At 73.9% G+C, this 15,345-nt stretch carries 14 protein-coding genes; 10 read left to right on the forward strand and 4 right to left on the reverse strand.

Translation table 11 applies throughout. The annotated features are described in order from the left end of the window. The first annotated feature begins 3 nt into the window (after positions 1-3). The 4 genes from ACFY0D_RS02065 (at position 4) to ACFY0D_RS02080 (ending at position 4,188) form a co-directional block, all read left to right on the forward strand. Complete coding sequence (locus ACFY0D_RS02065) at positions 4-1,260, forward strand: ATP-grasp domain-containing protein (RefSeq protein WP_390796496.1); 1,257 nt, start codon at positions 4-6, stop codon at positions 1,258-1,260. Beyond that, positions 1,253-1,981 (forward strand): HAD-IA family hydrolase, encoded by a 729-nt coding sequence (locus ACFY0D_RS02070; protein WP_351148215.1) that lies wholly within the window; start codon positions 1,253-1,255, stop codon positions 1,979-1,981. The genes ACFY0D_RS02065 and ACFY0D_RS02070 overlap by 8 nt, the downstream gene beginning before the upstream one ends. Beyond that, positions 1,978-3,111, forward strand: coding sequence for a hypothetical protein (locus ACFY0D_RS02075; protein WP_390796497.1), 1,134 nt, complete (start codon positions 1,978-1,980; stop codon positions 3,109-3,111). The genes ACFY0D_RS02070 and ACFY0D_RS02075 overlap by 4 nt, the downstream gene beginning before the upstream one ends. Positions 3,112-3,210: 99 nt before the next feature. Further along, on the forward strand, positions 3,211-4,188 hold the full coding sequence (locus tag ACFY0D_RS02080; protein ID WP_390796498.1) for an NAD-dependent epimerase/dehydratase family protein: 978 nt from the start codon (positions 3,211-3,213) through the stop codon (positions 4,186-4,188). A gap of 39 nt (positions 4,189-4,227) precedes the next feature. Here ACFY0D_RS02080 and ACFY0D_RS02085 read toward each other — a convergent pair whose 3' ends face one another. Both ACFY0D_RS02085 and ACFY0D_RS02090 read right to left on the reverse strand, forming a co-directional pair. Then, positions 4,228-5,079: a hypothetical protein gene (locus ACFY0D_RS02085; RefSeq protein WP_390796499.1), complete on the reverse strand. Its 852-nt coding sequence runs from the start codon at positions 5,077-5,079 to the stop codon at positions 4,228-4,230. 26 nt (positions 5,080-5,105) lie between these two features. Continuing rightward, positions 5,106-6,524, reverse strand: a complete 1,419-nt coding sequence (locus ACFY0D_RS02090) for a PQQ-binding-like beta-propeller repeat protein (RefSeq protein ID WP_390796500.1) — start codon at positions 6,522-6,524, stop codon at positions 5,106-5,108. A gap of 325 nt (positions 6,525-6,849) precedes the next feature. On the opposite strand from ACFY0D_RS02090, the gene ACFY0D_RS02095 reads away from it, so the two are divergent. The 4 genes from ACFY0D_RS02095 (at position 6,850) to ACFY0D_RS02110 (ending at position 10,751) form a co-directional block, all read left to right on the forward strand. Then, positions 6,850-8,085, forward strand: coding sequence for a serine hydrolase domain-containing protein (locus tag ACFY0D_RS02095; RefSeq protein WP_390796501.1), 1,236 nt, complete (start codon positions 6,850-6,852; stop codon positions 8,083-8,085). 211 nt (positions 8,086-8,296) lie between these two features. Continuing rightward, positions 8,297-8,803: a GNAT family N-acetyltransferase gene (locus ACFY0D_RS02100; RefSeq protein ID WP_390796502.1), complete on the forward strand. Its 507-nt coding sequence runs from the start codon at positions 8,297-8,299 to the stop codon at positions 8,801-8,803. 101 nt (positions 8,804-8,904) lie between these two features. After that, positions 8,905-9,420, forward strand: a complete 516-nt coding sequence (locus ACFY0D_RS02105; RefSeq protein ID WP_390796503.1) for a SigE family RNA polymerase sigma factor — start codon at positions 8,905-8,907, stop codon at positions 9,418-9,420. A 77-nt stretch (positions 9,421-9,497) separates the two neighbouring features. After that, positions 9,498-10,751 (forward strand): hypothetical protein, encoded by a 1,254-nt coding sequence (locus tag ACFY0D_RS02110; protein ID WP_390796504.1) that lies wholly within the window; start codon positions 9,498-9,500, stop codon positions 10,749-10,751. Positions 10,752-10,829: 78 nt separating this feature from the next. On the opposite strand, the gene ACFY0D_RS02115 is transcribed toward ACFY0D_RS02110, so the two are convergent. Further along, a complete protein-coding gene (locus tag ACFY0D_RS02115) occupies positions 10,830-12,545 on the reverse strand; it encodes a bifunctional 3'-5' exonuclease/DNA polymerase (protein ID WP_390796505.1) in 1,716 nt (571 codons plus the stop codon). Between the two features lie 466 nt (positions 12,546-13,011). Here ACFY0D_RS02115 and ACFY0D_RS02120 point away from each other — a divergent pair, with 466 nt between their 5' ends. Then, a complete protein-coding gene (locus ACFY0D_RS02120; protein ID WP_390796506.1) occupies positions 13,012-14,190 on the forward strand; it encodes a DUF2786 domain-containing protein in 1,179 nt (392 codons plus the stop codon). A gap of 134 nt (positions 14,191-14,324) precedes the next feature. After that, a complete protein-coding gene (locus ACFY0D_RS02125) occupies positions 14,325-14,570 on the forward strand; it encodes a DUF397 domain-containing protein (protein WP_030009198.1) in 246 nt (81 codons plus the stop codon). Positions 14,571-14,680: 110 nt separating this feature from the next. Here the strand turns inward: ACFY0D_RS02125 and ACFY0D_RS02130 are convergent, their stop codons facing one another. Further along, the gene (locus ACFY0D_RS02130) at positions 14,681-15,190 is read right to left on the reverse strand and encodes an ATP-binding protein (RefSeq protein ID WP_094744647.1); all 510 of its coding nucleotides are present in this window, start codon (positions 15,188-15,190) and stop codon (positions 14,681-14,683) included. Positions 15,191-15,345 lie beyond the last annotated feature (155 nt).

A 15,345-nucleotide genomic window follows, 5' to 3' on the forward strand; every position in this document is an offset into this window, starting at 1 on the left:
CCCATGACCGCGACCCCCGCCAACCCCGTGCTGCTCGTCGTCTACGACGCCGGCAGCCTCGCACCCACCCGGCTCGCCGAGGCGGCCCGGCAGGCCGGCTGCGACCTGGTGTTCGTGACCGCGGACACCGCGCACGCCCAGGAGATGATCCCGACCCTGGAGATGGTCGGCACCGTGGTGAACACCGCGGGCCACACCGAGGCACAGACCGAGGAGGCGCTGCGCGCGCTCGCCCCGGCGGGCATCATCACCTTCAGCGAGTTCCAGATCGCCCCCACCGTGCGGCTCGCGGAGGCGCTCGGCCTGCGCTACCACCGGCCGGCCGACGTCGACGCCATCACCCACAAGGACCTGCAGCGCCGGCGGTTCGCCGAGGCCGGCGTCGACAGCGTGCGCTTTCGCACCCTGACCGACCCCGCCCAGGCGGACGAGGCGATCGCCCACGTCGGGCTGCCGGCCATCATCAAGCCGGTGATCGGCGCGTCCAGCCGCAACACGCAGGCCGTGGCCACCCCCGAGGAGTGCCGGGCCGCCCTCGCGGCGATCTTCACCGGCTCCGACGGCGGGCCCGCCGAGACGGCCGTGATGCTGGAGGAGCTCCTGGTCGGGCGGCCCACCCCGGCGCCCTGGGGCGACTACATCGCGGTGGACTGCGTGGCCGACGGCGACGACGTCCGGCCGGTGTTCGTCACCAGCAAGTTCGCCCTGGCCGAGCCGTTCCGCGAACGCGGCGGCTACGGCGGCTTCTCCGTCGTGCCGGAGGCCGAGGAGCGCGAGGTCCGCGACCTCGCCTGCCGCGCGGTGCGCGCCCTGAACATCCACGGCGTCGCCGACGTCGAGATCAAACTGACCGCCGACGGCCCCCGGGTCATCGAGGTCAACGGCCGGCTCGGCGCCTGGGTCGACGACCTCGCGGTCCGCTCCGGCACCTCCGACCCGGCGTACGTCGCGGTCGCCGCCGCGCTCGGCCTCCCGTACGAGACCCCCGAGGTCAAGCAGGGCGGGCCGATCGCCTTCCACTACCTGACCGTGCCGCCCGTCGGCGCCCGCCGGGTGCGCGCCATCCGGGGCGTCTCCGCGCTGCGCCGCCTCGCCCGCGTCGACCGGGTCGTCGTCCTCGCCGAGCCCGGCGCCGACGTGGACTGGCGGATCGGCGCGCGCGGCAACACGGCGGCCGTCATCGGCTCCGCCGCCACCCATGAGGAACTGGCCGCGACCGTCGCCGCCATCGAGAGCGTGGACTGGATCGACTATGAGTGAGTTCCCCGCACGAGCAGCCGAGTTCGTCGTCTTCGACCTGGACGGCGTCCTCGTCGACACGCAGGACGCCGAGAACGGCGGGATCGCCCACGTCGGCGAGATGATGGGCCTGCGGCTGGACAAGGACCAGCGGGACGAGCTGTTCTCCGGCAAGAAGATGCAGGAGTGCTTCGACCTGATGGCGGACCTGTCGGGCAACGCCCCGCCGCAGGACGCCATGGTGATCGCCCGCGCCAGGTGCGAGGAGCTGATCGGCGACCGCATCGAGCCCATCGACGGCGTCGCGTACGCCCTCGAACAGCTCGCCGCCGCCGTCGGCGACCGCATGTGCGTGGCCTCCAACAGCCCGCTCGCCATCATGCGCAGCCGCCTGGAGAAGGCCCGGATCCTGCACCACTTCGGCGACCGGCTCTTCTCGGCGTACGACGCCGACGCCTGGAAGCCCGACCCGAAGCTGTTCCGCTGGGCCGCCGAGAGCTGCGGTGTCACGCCCGACGAGTGCGTCGTGGTCGAGGACAGCCCGGTCGGCGTGGACGCCGCCGTGGCCGCCGGGATGCGGGTCCTTCAGTACACCGCCGACCCGGCCACCCCGCCCCACCGGGAGGGCGCCCTCACCTTCCCGTCCATGCGCTCGCTGCCCCGGCTCGTCCGCGACGCCCACCTGATGGCGCCCGTCGCCGCCCCCTTCGCCGCTGCCGCACCCTTCGGAGGTACGTCATGAACAACGCCCGCAAGATCATGGTCCTGGGTGCCGGCGACATCGGCCGCCGTGTCTTCCACGAGCTGGCGCACAGCCCGAACCCCCGCCACGTCCAGCTCGTCGGCCGCGACGAGGAGACCGTCCTGAAGGCGGTCAACCTGACGCGCTTCTGCAGCGTCCAGCGCGGCTACACCAACGAGGTCAGCCACGCGCAGACCGACATCACGGACGTGGCGCGCACCGCCGAGCGGATATCCGCCTTCGACCCCGACATCATCTTCCTGGCCGTCAGCTACCAGTCCTGGTGGGTCATCTCCACCCTCCAGCAGGACGCCTTCCAGCGGGTCTACGCCGCCAACTACGGCCCGTGGCTGCCCATGCACCTGGTCCCGGTGATGAAGGCCATGGAGGCCGTGCGCCTCTCCGGCACCCAGGCCCTGGTCGTCAACGCCGCCTACCCCGACGCCGTGCACCCCGCGCTCACCGCGATCGGCCTCTCCCCGGACATCGGCATCGGCAACGTCGCCAACAACGTCCCCGGCATCACCGCCGTGGCCGCCGACGAGCTCGGCCGCAGCACCGCCGACGTCGAGGTGCGCCTGGTGGCCCACCACTACGTCTCGCACCGCCTGTCCCGCACCGGCAACAGCGGCCCCGCCGGCATGGGCCTCGGCATCCGCCTCGACGGGCGCGACGTCACCGGCGAGCTGGACGTCGCGGAGCTCCTGAACCGGCTGCCCGGCGCGTACCGCCGTACCGGCGGCCTGCCCGGCCAGACGATGACCGCGTCCTCCGCGCTCAGCGTGCTGGAGCCGCTCGCCGACGGGCGCGACGCGGTGGTCCACGCGCCCGGGGCGGACGGGGCGCTCGGCGGCTACCCGGTGGCGATCGAGAACGGCAAGTTCCGTGCGCTGCTCCCCGACGGCATGACGGCGGACCAGGCGCACGCCATCAACGTCTCCGGTCAGCTGCACGACGGCATCGGCGAGATCCGCGCGGACGGCACCGTCGTCTTCGAGCCCTCCGCCATGGCGATCATGAAGGAGGAACTCGGTTACGACTGCGCCGAGATGAAGCTCTCGGAGGCCGAGGGCCGGGCCCGGGAGATCGCCGAGCGCTTCGCGGCGTACCGGGACCGCACCGCCCGCTGACCGGGCACCTCCGCGAACGCCGCCGGCGGCCCGCACGGCCCCCGGCGGCGTTCGCGCGCTGTACGACACGACGGACGAGTTCCACGGAGAGGGACCAGGATGAGGCTGTTGCTGCTGGGCGGAACGGACTTCGCGGGGCGCGCCGTCGCCGAGGGCGCGGTCGCCCGCGGCTGGGACGTGACCGTCTTCCACCGGGGCGAGCACCCGGCCCCGCCCGGCGTGCGGGTCCGTCACGGCGACCGTACGCACGAGGACGGTCTGGCCGCCCTCGCGACGGGGGAGTGGGACGCCGTCGTCGACACCTGGTCGGGTGCCCCGACCGTGGTGCGCGACGCGGCCGCCCTGCTGGCCGGGCGCACCGGGCGCCACGCCTTCGTCTCCAGCCGCTCGGTGTACGCGTGGCCGGTGCCGGCGGGGCTGGACGAGTTCGGACCGCTGGCCGAGGGCGACCCGGACGCGGAGGCGGCCGACTTCGCGGCCGACAAGCGGGGCGCGGAACTGGCCGTGCTGCGCGCGTTCGGCGAGGACCGCACCCTGCTGGTCCGGCCGGGCCTGATCCTGGGCCCGCGCGAGAACGCGGGCCGCCTGCCGTGGTGGCTGTCGCGCATCGCCCGGGGCGGCGAGATCGCGGCGCCCGGCCCCCGGGACACCCCGCTCCAGTACGTCGACGTACGCGACCTGGCGACGTGGCTGCTGAACGCGCTGGAGTCGTCCCTGCACGGCCCCTACAACCTCGTCTCGCAGCCCGGCCACACCACCATCGGTGAGCTCCTGGACATCTGCGTACGCGTCACGGGAGCCGCCGCCGAACTGCGCTGGATCTCCCCCGGGGCGATCGCCGCCGCGGACCTCTCCCCGTGGACCGACCTCCCCGTCTGGGCCCCGCCCGGCACGGACTTCCACGCCGCGATCCACGCGGGAGACGTCTCCCGGGCCCATGCCACGGGCCTCGTCTGCCGCCCGGTCGCCGAGACGGTCGCCGACACCTGGGCCTGGCAGCGATCGGTCCCGGAGGGCGGGCCGACCCTGGCGGACGGCCTCGCCGAGGAGGCGGAGGCCCGGCTCCTGAAGGGCTGACGCGGCCCCTGGTCCCGGAGGGCGGGCGGCCGCGGGCGATCACGGCCCGGGGCCGGGATCCTTCGGGTCGCCGGCCAGCCGGACCGTGCTCAGGATGCGCATGATCAGGGCGTCGTCGACGGCGCCCGGGACGCCCGTGCGGCCGTAGAAGTCCCAGGAGACGAGGTCGCCCCGGGAGTTCTTGAAGCCGAAGACGACCGCCTGGCCGTCGCCCGCGCAGCGGTTGGGCCGCTGGGCGCCGGAGGAGCGCGCTTTGACGTAACTCCCCCTGACCCCCGCCTTGGTGGTGTACTCCACCGGCTTGTCCGCGGTGACCACGCTCTTGTCCGGCTGGGTGTAGGCGGCGTAGACCCAGGTGGGCGCCTCCTTCACGGCGATGTCGGCGGGGTCCTTGGCGCCACCGGCGCCCTTGGTGCCGACGTTGCCGAGCCGGACGTCCGTGACCTGGCCGTCGCCGTTCGCGTCGATGCTGCACCACTGGGACTTGTAGAAGGCAGGGGCCGTGTGCCCGATGAGGACCTTCTCCCTGTCCTTGGTGTCCTCATAGCCGCTGAAGACCTGGGGCTCCAGGACCTCCCACCCCGGCGGCACGTCGAACGCGGTGCCGTGCGTGGGGTTGATCACGGTCTTCCAGCCCGCGACGAGCGGCTTCGTCGGGTCCGCCGCCGAAGCCGCCGCGGCTGCCGCCGAGCGGTCCCGGTTCTCGCGGACGCCGAGTACGACGCCGGCCGCCGCGGCGGCGACCGCCATGGCGGTCAGGGCGCAGATCCCGGCGACGAGCCGTCCTCTGCCGATCCGGCGCCTGCCGCCGCCGGGCTCCTGCGGCGGCGCGAAGGGCGGCGGCCGGTACGGGCCGCCGGGGTGACTGGGCTGTTGGTACGGGTTCTGCACGGTGCCCCTCCTGGTACCTGCCTGCCCTACTTGCCGAAGGACAGGATCGCGCGGCTCGCCTTGCGCGGCTCCGGGCTGTTGACCCGGCCGTTGAGCAGGAACAGCCGTCCGCCCGCCCACGTGATGCGGATGCCGTGGGGGTAGAAAACGCCCTGGGCGCCGCGGGCCGCGGCCGGGCTCTGCAAGGCCGGCTGGGAGGCCCCGTCGGCCGCGGCGAGGGAGACGACCGCCCCCGCCTCGTTGTTGCCGGGGGTGACGTACGTGAGGACCCTGCCGTTCTCGACCGCCAGCGGCCACATGGTGCGCCCCTTGGGCTGCTCGGCGGTGCGCCACCGCTCCTTGCCGGTGTTCAGGTCGACGGCGACGACCTGGTCGGTGACCTCGGTGTCGAGGGTGGTGCCGGGCTTGCCCGCGCCGATGTAGAGCGAGTCGGCGTCGGCCGCGGCGGCGTAGCACTCCTGGAAGCCGCTCCCGTTGCCGAATCCGTTGCACCGGCCGCTGACCCCGAAAGCCGGAGTGCTCTGTGAGCGGACGGTGCCGTCGGCGGCGAACGCCGTGAGGTTCCAGGTCTTCTTGTCCTTGTGGTGCGCGGCGATCACCAGCGGGTCGACGGAGAGCACCCGGCCGACCGTCCAGTCCGGGGCGTACTTGTAGCTCCACCGCGCGCCACCGGTGGCCGGATCCAGCTCCTCGACCATCTCCTGTCCGCGTGCGTGGATGTCGGCCGGGTCGGGGCAGCGGCGGATGCCGATCAGCCGCGAGCCCCCGGCGAAGGCGGACGGGTAGCAGCCGTTCGGGCTCGACGTGCCGAAGAGCTTGCGACCGTCGGTGACCGAGAAGCCGCTCATGACGGCCGACCGGGCGACGACCACGGTGTCGCCGCTGATCGCCAGCTCGAACTGCGTCGTGGTGTCGTGGTCGTTCTCCGGCGGCAGCGGAATCTTCCAGCCCGCCCGCCCCGTGGTGAGGTCGATCTGCTGGAGGTGCGTGCAGCGCGAGCTCTCCGACGTGCTCTCCTTCACCCCCACGACGAGCTTGCCCTGCGCGGACGGGGCCGGCGGGACCCCGCACAGCGGGGTCTGGAGCGGGAGTTTCCACTTCTCCTGGCCGTCGGCCGCCGCGTAGCCGGTGAAACCGCTCGGGATCGCGCTGACCACGGTGTCGCCCACCCGCCAGGGGCCGTACTGCGAGACACCCGCCCCGGCCACCTCGGCCTGGTTGTCGCGCACCCAGACCCGGGCCTCGCCCGCCCGGATGCCGGCGTTGGGGTCGTAGGTGTCGGGTCCCCCACCAGGGCCCTTGCCGTCGCCCAGGTCGATTGAGGGCGAGCCGGAGGGCCCGGCCAGGGGCTGCGCGGGGCCGCCGCGGACCGTGAGGTGATAGGCGCCGCCGCCGATGAGGAGCAGGGCGGCGAGCAGCACCGCGACGGATCCGGCGGCGGTCACGGGCCGGGGCAGCCGCGGTCGGCCGCCGGATCGCGGTGCGGGTGGTGCGAGAGATGCAGGTGGTGCGGGAGGTGCGGGCGGGGGGAGCGGGGCGGGGGCTGCGAACGGGGCGGGCGGCGGGCCGAAGCCGGCGGGTCGCTGCTCGTCGGGTTCCGGCCGTGGGCCGGAGGTACGACCGGTCATGGGGGAAGTCTGGCTGATCCGGAGATATTTCTAGAATAGATTTTTGGACGAATTCGCCGCGAGCAGCTCCGGTCGCCCGCCCGGGTGCACAGGTCTAGCGTGAAGTGATGGTTCCTTGGCTCGCGGGGTGAGGAGGCCGGGCATGACGACACGCCGGCGCAGTGCCGCCGTGGCCGTGGCGGCGGCCGTACTCGTGGCGGGGTCCGTGGGTGCCGGGGCGGGTGCGGTGTACGCGCGGGACGCGGCGGCGCCCGCGGCCCCCGTGCCGGCCGCGACGGTCCCGGCGCCGACCCCGGCACCCGCCTCGGACGGGTTCGCGCAGCTGACCCCCGCCGTCACCCGCCGACTCGATGCCGCGATCAAGAACGTGCTGGCGGAGGCGAAGATCCCCGGCGTCATCGTGGCCGTGTCGGCCCCGGGCAAGGGTGACTACGTACGTTCCTTCGGCATCGCCGACAAGGCCACGGGCGCGCCCATGACCCCGAACCTGAACATGCGGATCGGCAGCGTGACGAAGACCTTCACCGTGACCGCCCTGCTGGAGCTGGTCGACCAGGGGAAGGTGGGCCTGGACGATCCCATCGGCACGTACATCGACGGCGTGCCGAACGGCGACCGGATCACCCTGCGCGAGCTGGCCGGGATGCGCAGCGGCCTGTTCAACTACTCGGCGGACGAGGACTTCTACAAGGCGCTGACCAGCAATCCGGACCGGCCCTTCACCCCGCAGGAGCTGCTCGCCTACTCCTTCAAGCACCCGGTGCTCTTCGAGCCGAACGCGAAGTTCTACTACTGCAACACCAACCTGATCCTGCTCGGGCTGGTGGTGGAGAAGGTCAGCGGCGTCCCCCTCGACCGGTTCATCGACCGGGAGGTCGTCGAACCCGCCGGGCTGAAGCACACGGTGTTCCCCACGGGCCCGGAGTTCCCCAGTCCGCACGCCCACGGCTACACGAACCAGACGGCCTCCGGGAAGATCGAGGACGCCACCGGCTGGAACCCCTCCTGGGGCTGGGCGGCCGGCGCGATGATCTCCGACCTCCCCGACCTGCGCAGCTGGGCGAAGACCCTGGCGACCGGGACCCTGCTGACCCCCGCCACCCAGGCCCAGCGCCTCGACGTGGTCGACGCCCTCCCGGGCACGGGCTACGGCCTCGGCATCTTCAACGTCCAGGGCTGGATCGGGCACAACGGCTCACTGCCGGGCTACGGATCGCTGGTCCTCTACCTGCCGGAATCGAAGGCCACGCTGGTCGTGCTGGTCAACACGGACATCGGGTACCAGGGCCAGGAGCCCAGCACCCTGTTCGGCGAGGCGATCACCAAGATCGTGACCCCCGGCCGGATCTACACGCTCCCCGCCCAGCCGGCGTCCTGAGCGGCCCCGCCGGCCCCGCCGGCCCCGCATGTGCACGGCGGACCCCGGGACTTCGGTCCCGGGGCACGCCGTCGCGGGTGCGGCCCGTCCTTCGCCACGGCCGACTCCCGCCGTAGCGTAGGCAGTCGAGGGCGCCGGGGGCCGCGGACAGCTCGGCACCCTCCACCCACCACGGTCCGCGGCGCGCGAAACACCCCCGAGGGAGACGCACATGAACGGTCAGGCAGCACAGAAGGACGGCCGGCCCCCGGCGGAGGACTCCGCTTCCGCGGTCTCGGTCCGCACGGCGGGCGAGGCGGACGTCGACGCGGCGGCCGTGCTGTTCCGCGGCTACCTCGACTTCTACGAGGTGGACATCGAGGACCCGGACGCCCCGCGCGCCTTCCTGGCGGAGCGGATCGCCAAGGACGAGTCGCTGGTGCTGCTCGCCGATGTCCCGGAGGCCGGCACGGTCGGCTTCGCGCAGGTCTACCGCGGGTTCTCCTCCCTCTCCCTGCGGACCGCCTGGGTCCTCAACGACCTCTACGTCGCCCCGGCCGGCCGCCGCACCGGGGCCGGCCGCGCGCTGCTGCGCGAGGTGCTGCGCCGGGCCCGCGAGGCCGGGGTGTCCGGCGTGCAGCTGGAGACCGCGTACGACAACACCGTCGCGCAGGGGCTCTACGAGGCAGAGGGCTTCGTCCGTGAGGAGTTCCACGTGTACTTCCACGACCTGGGCTGACCGGCCTGCGGCAGGAGTACCGACGGGAACGGCGGCGGGGGATGAAACGTTCTCCGCCGCCCTCGCGTCACAGGGGTGGGACGGACGTGAGGGGGGAGCACATGCGCCAGGGGCGCAGAGACGGGTTCCGTGAGTTCGCCGCGGGCCGCTCGGGCCCCCTGTACCGGTCGGCATGTCTGCTCGTGGGCGGGGACACCCGCCTCGCGGAGGACCTGGTGCAGGAGACCCTGGGGCGGATGTACCAGCGGTGGGGCCGGATCTCCCGGATCGACAATCCGGCGGCCTACGCCCAGACGGTGCTGGTACGGGTCTTCCTCACGCACCGGCGCCGGCGCCCGGCGGGGGAGCGGCCGGTCGGGGAGCACCCCGACCGGGCCGCGCCCGCGCCGGCCGGCGCGGATCCGGCGCCGCGGCCGACGCTGCTGGAGGCCTTGGGGCGGCTGGAGCCCAAGGACCGGGCGGTGCTGGTGCTGCGCTACTGGGAGGACCGCAGCGTCGAGGAGACCGCCGACGCGATGAACGCCTCCTCGGCCGCGGTCCGTACCCGGACCTCGCGGGCGCTCGACCGGCTGCGGGAGCAGCCGGGAGGCAGCCTCACCGCCTTCGTGGACCGATGAGAGCGCCGGTCCGCTCCGGCCGGCCGCTCCGGCCGGCTCCTCCCCTCACCCCCGGCAAACGGAAGACCTGGCTCCCTGTGTCCATCGAAGACGAACTCGCCGAAGCCCTCCGGCGCACGGGGGAGGGCTTCACGACCGACCCCGAGGCCCTCGCGGACGCGGGCGAGGAGCGCGGCCGGCGACGGGTGGCGCGCCGCCGGGCCGCCGTGGCCGGCGGATCCGTGCTGGCCCTCGCCCTGATCGCCACGGCGGGGGCCTGCTCCGGCGGCCTGTTCGGCGGCTCCGGGGACGAGGGCGCGGTCCATGGCGCGGCGCCGCCGCCGACCCCGCCGGCCGACGGGCGCCGGACCGGCACCGGCGCGGTCACCGCCGACCAGATGATCGGCAACCTGAAGTCGCTCCTGCCGGCCGGTCGGTTCACCGAGCCCAAGGCGCGGGGCACGCAGGACGAGCTGGGACCGAGGGCCGGCGTCGTGTACGACGACGGGAAGGGCCCGGCGGCCGTCTCCCTCAGCCTCCAGCGGGTGGACCCGTTCGGCAGCCAGTCCCGCGCGCAGACCGAATGCGAGGACAAGAACCTGCACACCTACGACGACTGCCGGACCGAGCAGCTGCCCGACGGCTCCAGGCTGCTGCTCCACCAGGGGTACGAGTACCCGGACCGCCGGGCGGACACCAAGGTCTGGCGGGCCGTGCTCGTGACTGTGCAGGGCTTCCTGGTCGACGCGTCCGAGTGGAACGCGGCGGCGGACAAGGGCGCCCCCGTCTCCCGGACCGACCCGCCGCTGACCGTCGCGCAGTTGAAGAGCCTGGTCACCTCGGCCACCTGGCACGCGGCCCTGAACGACCTGCCCGCGGCCGATCCCGAGCCGGCGCCCGAGCCGGAGTCGATCGCCCTGCGGGACCGGAAGGCCGTGGACGCCCTGGAGCATCTGATGGCTCGGTTCGGGATCACCGTCCCGATCGTCTCCAAGGGCGGGCAGGGGACGTACGGCTACGTCGTGCTCGACGACGGCAAGGGCAAGTCGCTGGTCCAGATCAACGTCCAGTCGCACGCGAACCCCCCGGGCTTCACCGGCAACCCGGCCGTCACCACGGAGTCCGACGGCACGAAGGTGAAGGTCACGGCGGGGCCCGGGGAGAAGAACAAGAGCGTGACCCAGTGGAAGGTGGACACCCTGCGCAAGGACGGGCTGCGCGTGCTGGTCACCGCCTTCGGCACGGCGGACCAGAACGGCCCGGCCACCCGCCCCTCACCCGCGCTGACGATGGGGCAGCTGCGGCAGATCGCGCTCGCCCCGGACTGGAACCCGGGAGCGCCCGCCCACTGACCCGCGCACTGACCCGCGCACTGGCCCGCCCGCCGACCCGCGCACCGGCCCGCCCGCCGACCCGCCCGCCGATCCCGCTCACTTGGCGTCGGCGTAGCACTCCACGACCGCCGTCGTGAACGGGAACCGGACCGGGGTGTCGCCGAAGGCGATCCGGCCGGCCCGTTCGCCGGCGGCCCGGATCGCCTCCACGACGGCCTCGGCCTCCTCGGCCGGGCAGTGCACGATCACCTCGTCGTGCTGGAAGAACACCAGCTCGGCCCGCATGCCGGCGGTCGCCTGCCGCAGGGCCGCGAGCAGCAGCAGGGCCCAGTCGGCCGCGCTGCCCTGGACGACGAAGTTACGGGTGAACCGGCCGCGGGCCCGGGTGTTGGTGGAGGCGTAGCTCGGGGTCCAGCCGTCGTCCCGGTCCTGCGGGGTCCCGGCTGCGCCCTCCCCGTACCCCTCGCCGGGGTCGACGCCGCCGTCACCGGCCTCGTCCCCCTCGCCGGAGCCGGCGGGCGGCGGGCAGGTGCGGCCCAGCCAGGTCCGTACGAGCCGGCCCTCCTCCCCGGCCTTCGCCGCGTCGTCCACGTACGCGACGGCCCGGGGGAAGCGGCGGCGGAGCGCGGCCAGGTTCTTCAGGCCGTCCCCGGAGGTCTGGCCGTAGACGGCGCCGAGCACGGCGATCTTGGCCTTGTCCCGGTCGCCCGAGAAGCCCTGGCGGGAGACGGCGGTGTAGAGGTCCGAGGCCTCCCCGGCGACCTCCATGAAGGCGGGGTCGCGGGAGATCGCGGCGAGGACGCGCGGCTCCATCTGGTCGGCGTCGGCGACGACGAGCCGCCAGCCGGGGTCGGCGACCACGGCCCGGCGGATCACCTTGGGGATCTGCAGGGCCCCGCCGCCGTTGGTGACCCAGCGGCCGGTGAGGGTGCCGCCGGGGATGAACTCCGGGCGGAAGCGGCCGTCGCGGACCCAGTCCGCGAGCCAGGCCCAGCCGTGGGCGGTGTAGATCCGGTACAGCTTCTTGTACTCGATCAACGGCTCGACGGCGGGATGGTCCAGCTCCTGGATCTCCCAGCGGCGGGTGGACTTGAGCTTGATCCCGGCCCCGGCGAAGGCCTTGACGACGTCGGCGGGCAGATCGGGGCGTACGCGTCGGCCGAAGGCGTCGGACACGCGGTCGGCCAGCTCGGCGAGGCGCCGGGGCTCCCCGCCGCCCGCGTACCGCTCGCCGAGCAGCTCGGTCAGCAGGGCGCGGTGCACGTCGGCCCGCCAGGGCAGGCCCACGCGGTTCATCTCGGCGGCGACGAGGAAGGCCGCCGACTCGGCGGCGGTGAGCAGCCGCATCCGGTCGGGGTGGGCGGTGGCGTCGAGCCGCTTCGCCTGGTCGGCGTGGACGGCGAGCAGGGCGTCCAGGGGGACCGGGGTGGGCTGCGGGTCGAAGAGGGAATCCTGGGCGCGGGGTTCGGCGGCGCGCGGGCGCGGATCGGGCGGTACGGGGGCGCCGGTGAGCCGGGCCCAGGCGGCGGCCGCCGAGCGGGGCTCGCCGAAGCGGCCCTCGTGGCCGAGGAGCAGCAGCTCGGCGTCCTCGATGTCGTGGCACCGCTCGACGCGCACGCCCGCGGCGAGCAGCCGGGGGTACACGGCCGCGGTGGACCGCCAGACCCAGCGCGTGCCGGGCGGGGCGGCGCGCACCGCGTCGGCCGGGTCGCGCACGCGCATCCGCACTCCGTCGGAGGGGGGTACGGGCGCGGCGTGCCACCACCCGTCGCCGTCCTCGGCGAGGGCCCACCGGGGAGTGCGGTCGCTCATGGGTGCGAGTGTCCCACCGGGGTCTGACAGCGGCCGTGCGGCGGGCCGTGCGGGTGCGGCGCCGTTGCGGGGGCCCTGCCCCCGGACCCCCGCGACTCAAACTCCCGCGGCTACCGCGGGGAGGTAACCCCTTGCAGGGCTGGGATCGGCGGGGCCGGAAGGAGCGGCGGTGCCCGCGTACACCTCCAGGGCCGGGCGCGGCGGGCGGCCGAGGAGGCGGGGCGGGCCGAGCAGGCGGGCGCGCAGCCGCGCAGGCGGCGTTCGGGCCGCCTGGAGCGCGACGGCCTGGTCGCCCGGACCGTGCCAGCCACCGTGCCGCCCCAGGCCGAGTACGAGCTGACGACCTCGGCCGCAGCCTGACCCGTCCGGTCAAGGGCCTCGCGGACTGGTCGTCGGCGCACCGCCCGCAGATCGAGGCCGCCCGCCGGGAACGGGACGCGAAGGCGGACATGCCAAGCTGAGAGGTGTGAGAGACCTTGCCGAGACCGTCGACCGAGCCTTCGCCGCCGCCCTCTACGCCCAGGACGACGCCGGACTGGACACCGGCGCCTCGCTGCTCGTCGCGGACCAGGGGCGCTGGCCCGCGGTCGGGCGTGAGCTGCTGGCGCGCGGGGAGGCGTACGTACGCCAGGGCTGGGAGCGGGGCTGGCAGCCGGCCGACGTGCTGCGGCTGGTCCGCCGGGACCTCGACGAGCGGCACCTGCGGATCACCGGGGACCTGATCGCCGCCGAGGCGCGCCGCTACGCCCGGCTCCCGGCGCGCTGGGGTGCCGCCGAGGTGTGGTGGACGGGCGACGAGGAGTACGCCGACCGGCTCGCGCAGCGGGAACGGGCGGACCGGTTCACGCTGGCCACCGCCTTCCTGGAGGTGCTGCGGCTGCTGATCCGGCTGCCCTCGATCGAACCGGTGGGTCCGCTGCCCGGCGACCCGGCCGACGCGCTCGCCGAGCACGCCCACATCGAGCCGCGCATGCTGGGCCGGATCCGGGCCCTGCTCGCCAAGGCCGAGGCGACGACCTTCCCGGAGGAGGCGGAGGCGCTCAGCGCCAAGGCCCAGGAGCTGATGGCCCGGCACACCGTGGACGAGGCGCTGCTGGCGGCGAGCGGCAAGGGCCCGGCCCGGGTGCCCGGCGCCTGCCGGATCGGTGTCGAGCCGCCGTACGAGGAGGCGAAGGCGGTCCTGCTCGACGCGGTGGCCGGCGCCAACCGCTGCCGGGCGGTGTGGAACAGCGGCTTCGAGTTCTCCACGGTGGTCGGCTTCGAGAGCGACCTGGAGGCGGTGGAGCTGCTCTACACCTCGCTGCTCGTGCAGGGCACGGCGGCGATGACCCGCGCGGAGGCCGCGCAGCGCTCGGGCGGGCGCAAGCGGACGAAGACCTTCAGGCAGTCCTTCCTGCTCGCCTACGCCAGCCGGCTCGGCCACCGGCTCGCCGAGACCGCCGAGCACACGGCGACGGAGGCCCCCGACAACCTGCCGGCCCTGGTGGCCCGCGACGTGGCGGTCACCTCGCGGGCGGAGGAGATGTTCCCCCGGACCACCACGACGCGGCTGCGCGGCGCCACCGACCACGCGGGCTGGGAGGACGGCACGGCCGCCGCCGACCGCGCCCACATGGGCGGCAGGCAGCGGCCGCTGCCCCGCTAGCTGTCCCTACCCCCGAGTAGGACCTGTCTGTGATCAACGGACCACCCCGCGTGCACGTGCATCTGCCCATGCAGCAGCTCATGAACACAGCTATGATCCGGAGGAGTTGACATCTGCACTATCGGGGGCTTCCTGTGGACCACGCGTACAACGGGATGGCAGCTGCAGAACTCGCTACCTTGTTTGAGCTGACGTGGCAGAAGAGCAGACACAGCAACTCGCAGGGTTCCTGCGTGGAGTTCGCACGGCTGCCGGGAGGCGATGTCGCCATGCGCAATTCGCGCTTTCCCGACGGACCGGCGCTCGTCTACACGCCGGCCGAGATCGAGGCTCTGCTTCTGGGCGTCAAGGACGGCGAGTTCGATCACCTGATCAACTGACGGAACAGCGCACGCATCACGCCATGCACGTGCACTGGCCGGGACTGATCGCAATGATCAATCCCGGCCAGTTGTCCTGTGTTCGCCCTTGATCGGCGACCGCCGGCGGTTCAGTCCTGGAGCAGGAAGAGCGCCCAGACCACCTTGCCGGTCAGCCGGCCCGCGAGCGGGTGCCAGCCCCAGCTGTCGCTGTACGAGTCCACCAGGAACAGCCCGCGCCCGGACTCCAGGTCGAAGTTCTCCTCGGTGCGCTCCGGCGAGAACGCCCCGCCGGGCCGGTCCTCGCTGGGGTCCCGCACCGCGCACACCAGCCGCGTGCTCCACCGCATCAGGTGCAGCCGTACCGGCGGCTCCGGCTCGGCGTCCGCTCCGCGCGCGTCCTCGGGCAGAGCATGGCGCAGCGCGTTGGTGACGAGCTCGGAGACCACCAGGGCCACATCGTCGAAGCGGTCGTCGAGGCCCCACTGGGACAGGGTCGAACGACAGAAGGAGCGGGCTCCGCGCACCGCCTCGTAACGGGCGGGCAGAGCGCAGGAGGCGGACCCGGAGACAGCCGTGGGGTCGACCGGGGGCAGCCCCTGCCGTAACGGCTCGAGCATGGTCGATCCATTCGTCCCCATGCGAGGCACTCCCGGGATTCGCGGGCGGAGCGGTCATCTCCGTCCAGAAAGAACTGCGGGGTGGGTCCGGCGCCGGCGCGAACAGCACGCAGGTGCGCGGGGACCATCGTTCCGAATGCCGGAGCCGGATGCAAGGGCAGATGCACGTGCACGCG

This window comes from Streptomyces sp. NPDC001502, assembly GCF_042894785.1.
GTDB classification, from domain to species: Bacteria; Actinomycetota; Actinomycetes; order Streptomycetales; family Streptomycetaceae; genus Streptomyces; species Streptomyces kutzneri.

Bases quoted from the DNA above. Each gene is read 5' to 3' on its own strand.
- ACFY0D_RS02080 (WP_390796498.1), top strand. From the start codon at position 3,211: ATGAGGCTGTTGCTGCTGGGCGGAACGGACTTCGCGGGGCGCGCCGTC.
- ACFY0D_RS02075 (WP_390796497.1), top strand. From the start codon at position 1,978: ATGAACAACGCCCGCAAGATCATGGTCCTGGGTGCCGGCGACATCGGC.
- ACFY0D_RS02130 (WP_094744647.1), bottom strand. From the start codon at position 15,190: ATGGGGACGAATGGATCGACCATGCTCGAGCCGTTACGGCAGGGGCTG.
- ACFY0D_RS02105 (WP_390796503.1), top strand. From the start codon at position 8,905: ATGCGCCAGGGGCGCAGAGACGGGTTCCGTGAGTTCGCCGCGGGCCGC.
- ACFY0D_RS02065 (WP_390796496.1), top strand. From the start codon at position 4: ATGACCGCGACCCCCGCCAACCCCGTGCTGCTCGTCGTCTACGACGCC.
- ACFY0D_RS02100 (WP_390796502.1), top strand. From the start codon at position 8,297: ATGAACGGTCAGGCAGCACAGAAGGACGGCCGGCCCCCGGCGGAGGAC.
- ACFY0D_RS02095 (WP_390796501.1), top strand. From the start codon at position 6,850: ATGACGACACGCCGGCGCAGTGCCGCCGTGGCCGTGGCGGCGGCCGTA.
- ACFY0D_RS02115 (WP_390796505.1), bottom strand. From the start codon at position 12,545: ATGAGCGACCGCACTCCCCGGTGGGCCCTCGCCGAGGACGGCGACGGG.
- ACFY0D_RS02070 (WP_351148215.1), top strand. From the start codon at position 1,253: ATGAGTGAGTTCCCCGCACGAGCAGCCGAGTTCGTCGTCTTCGACCTG.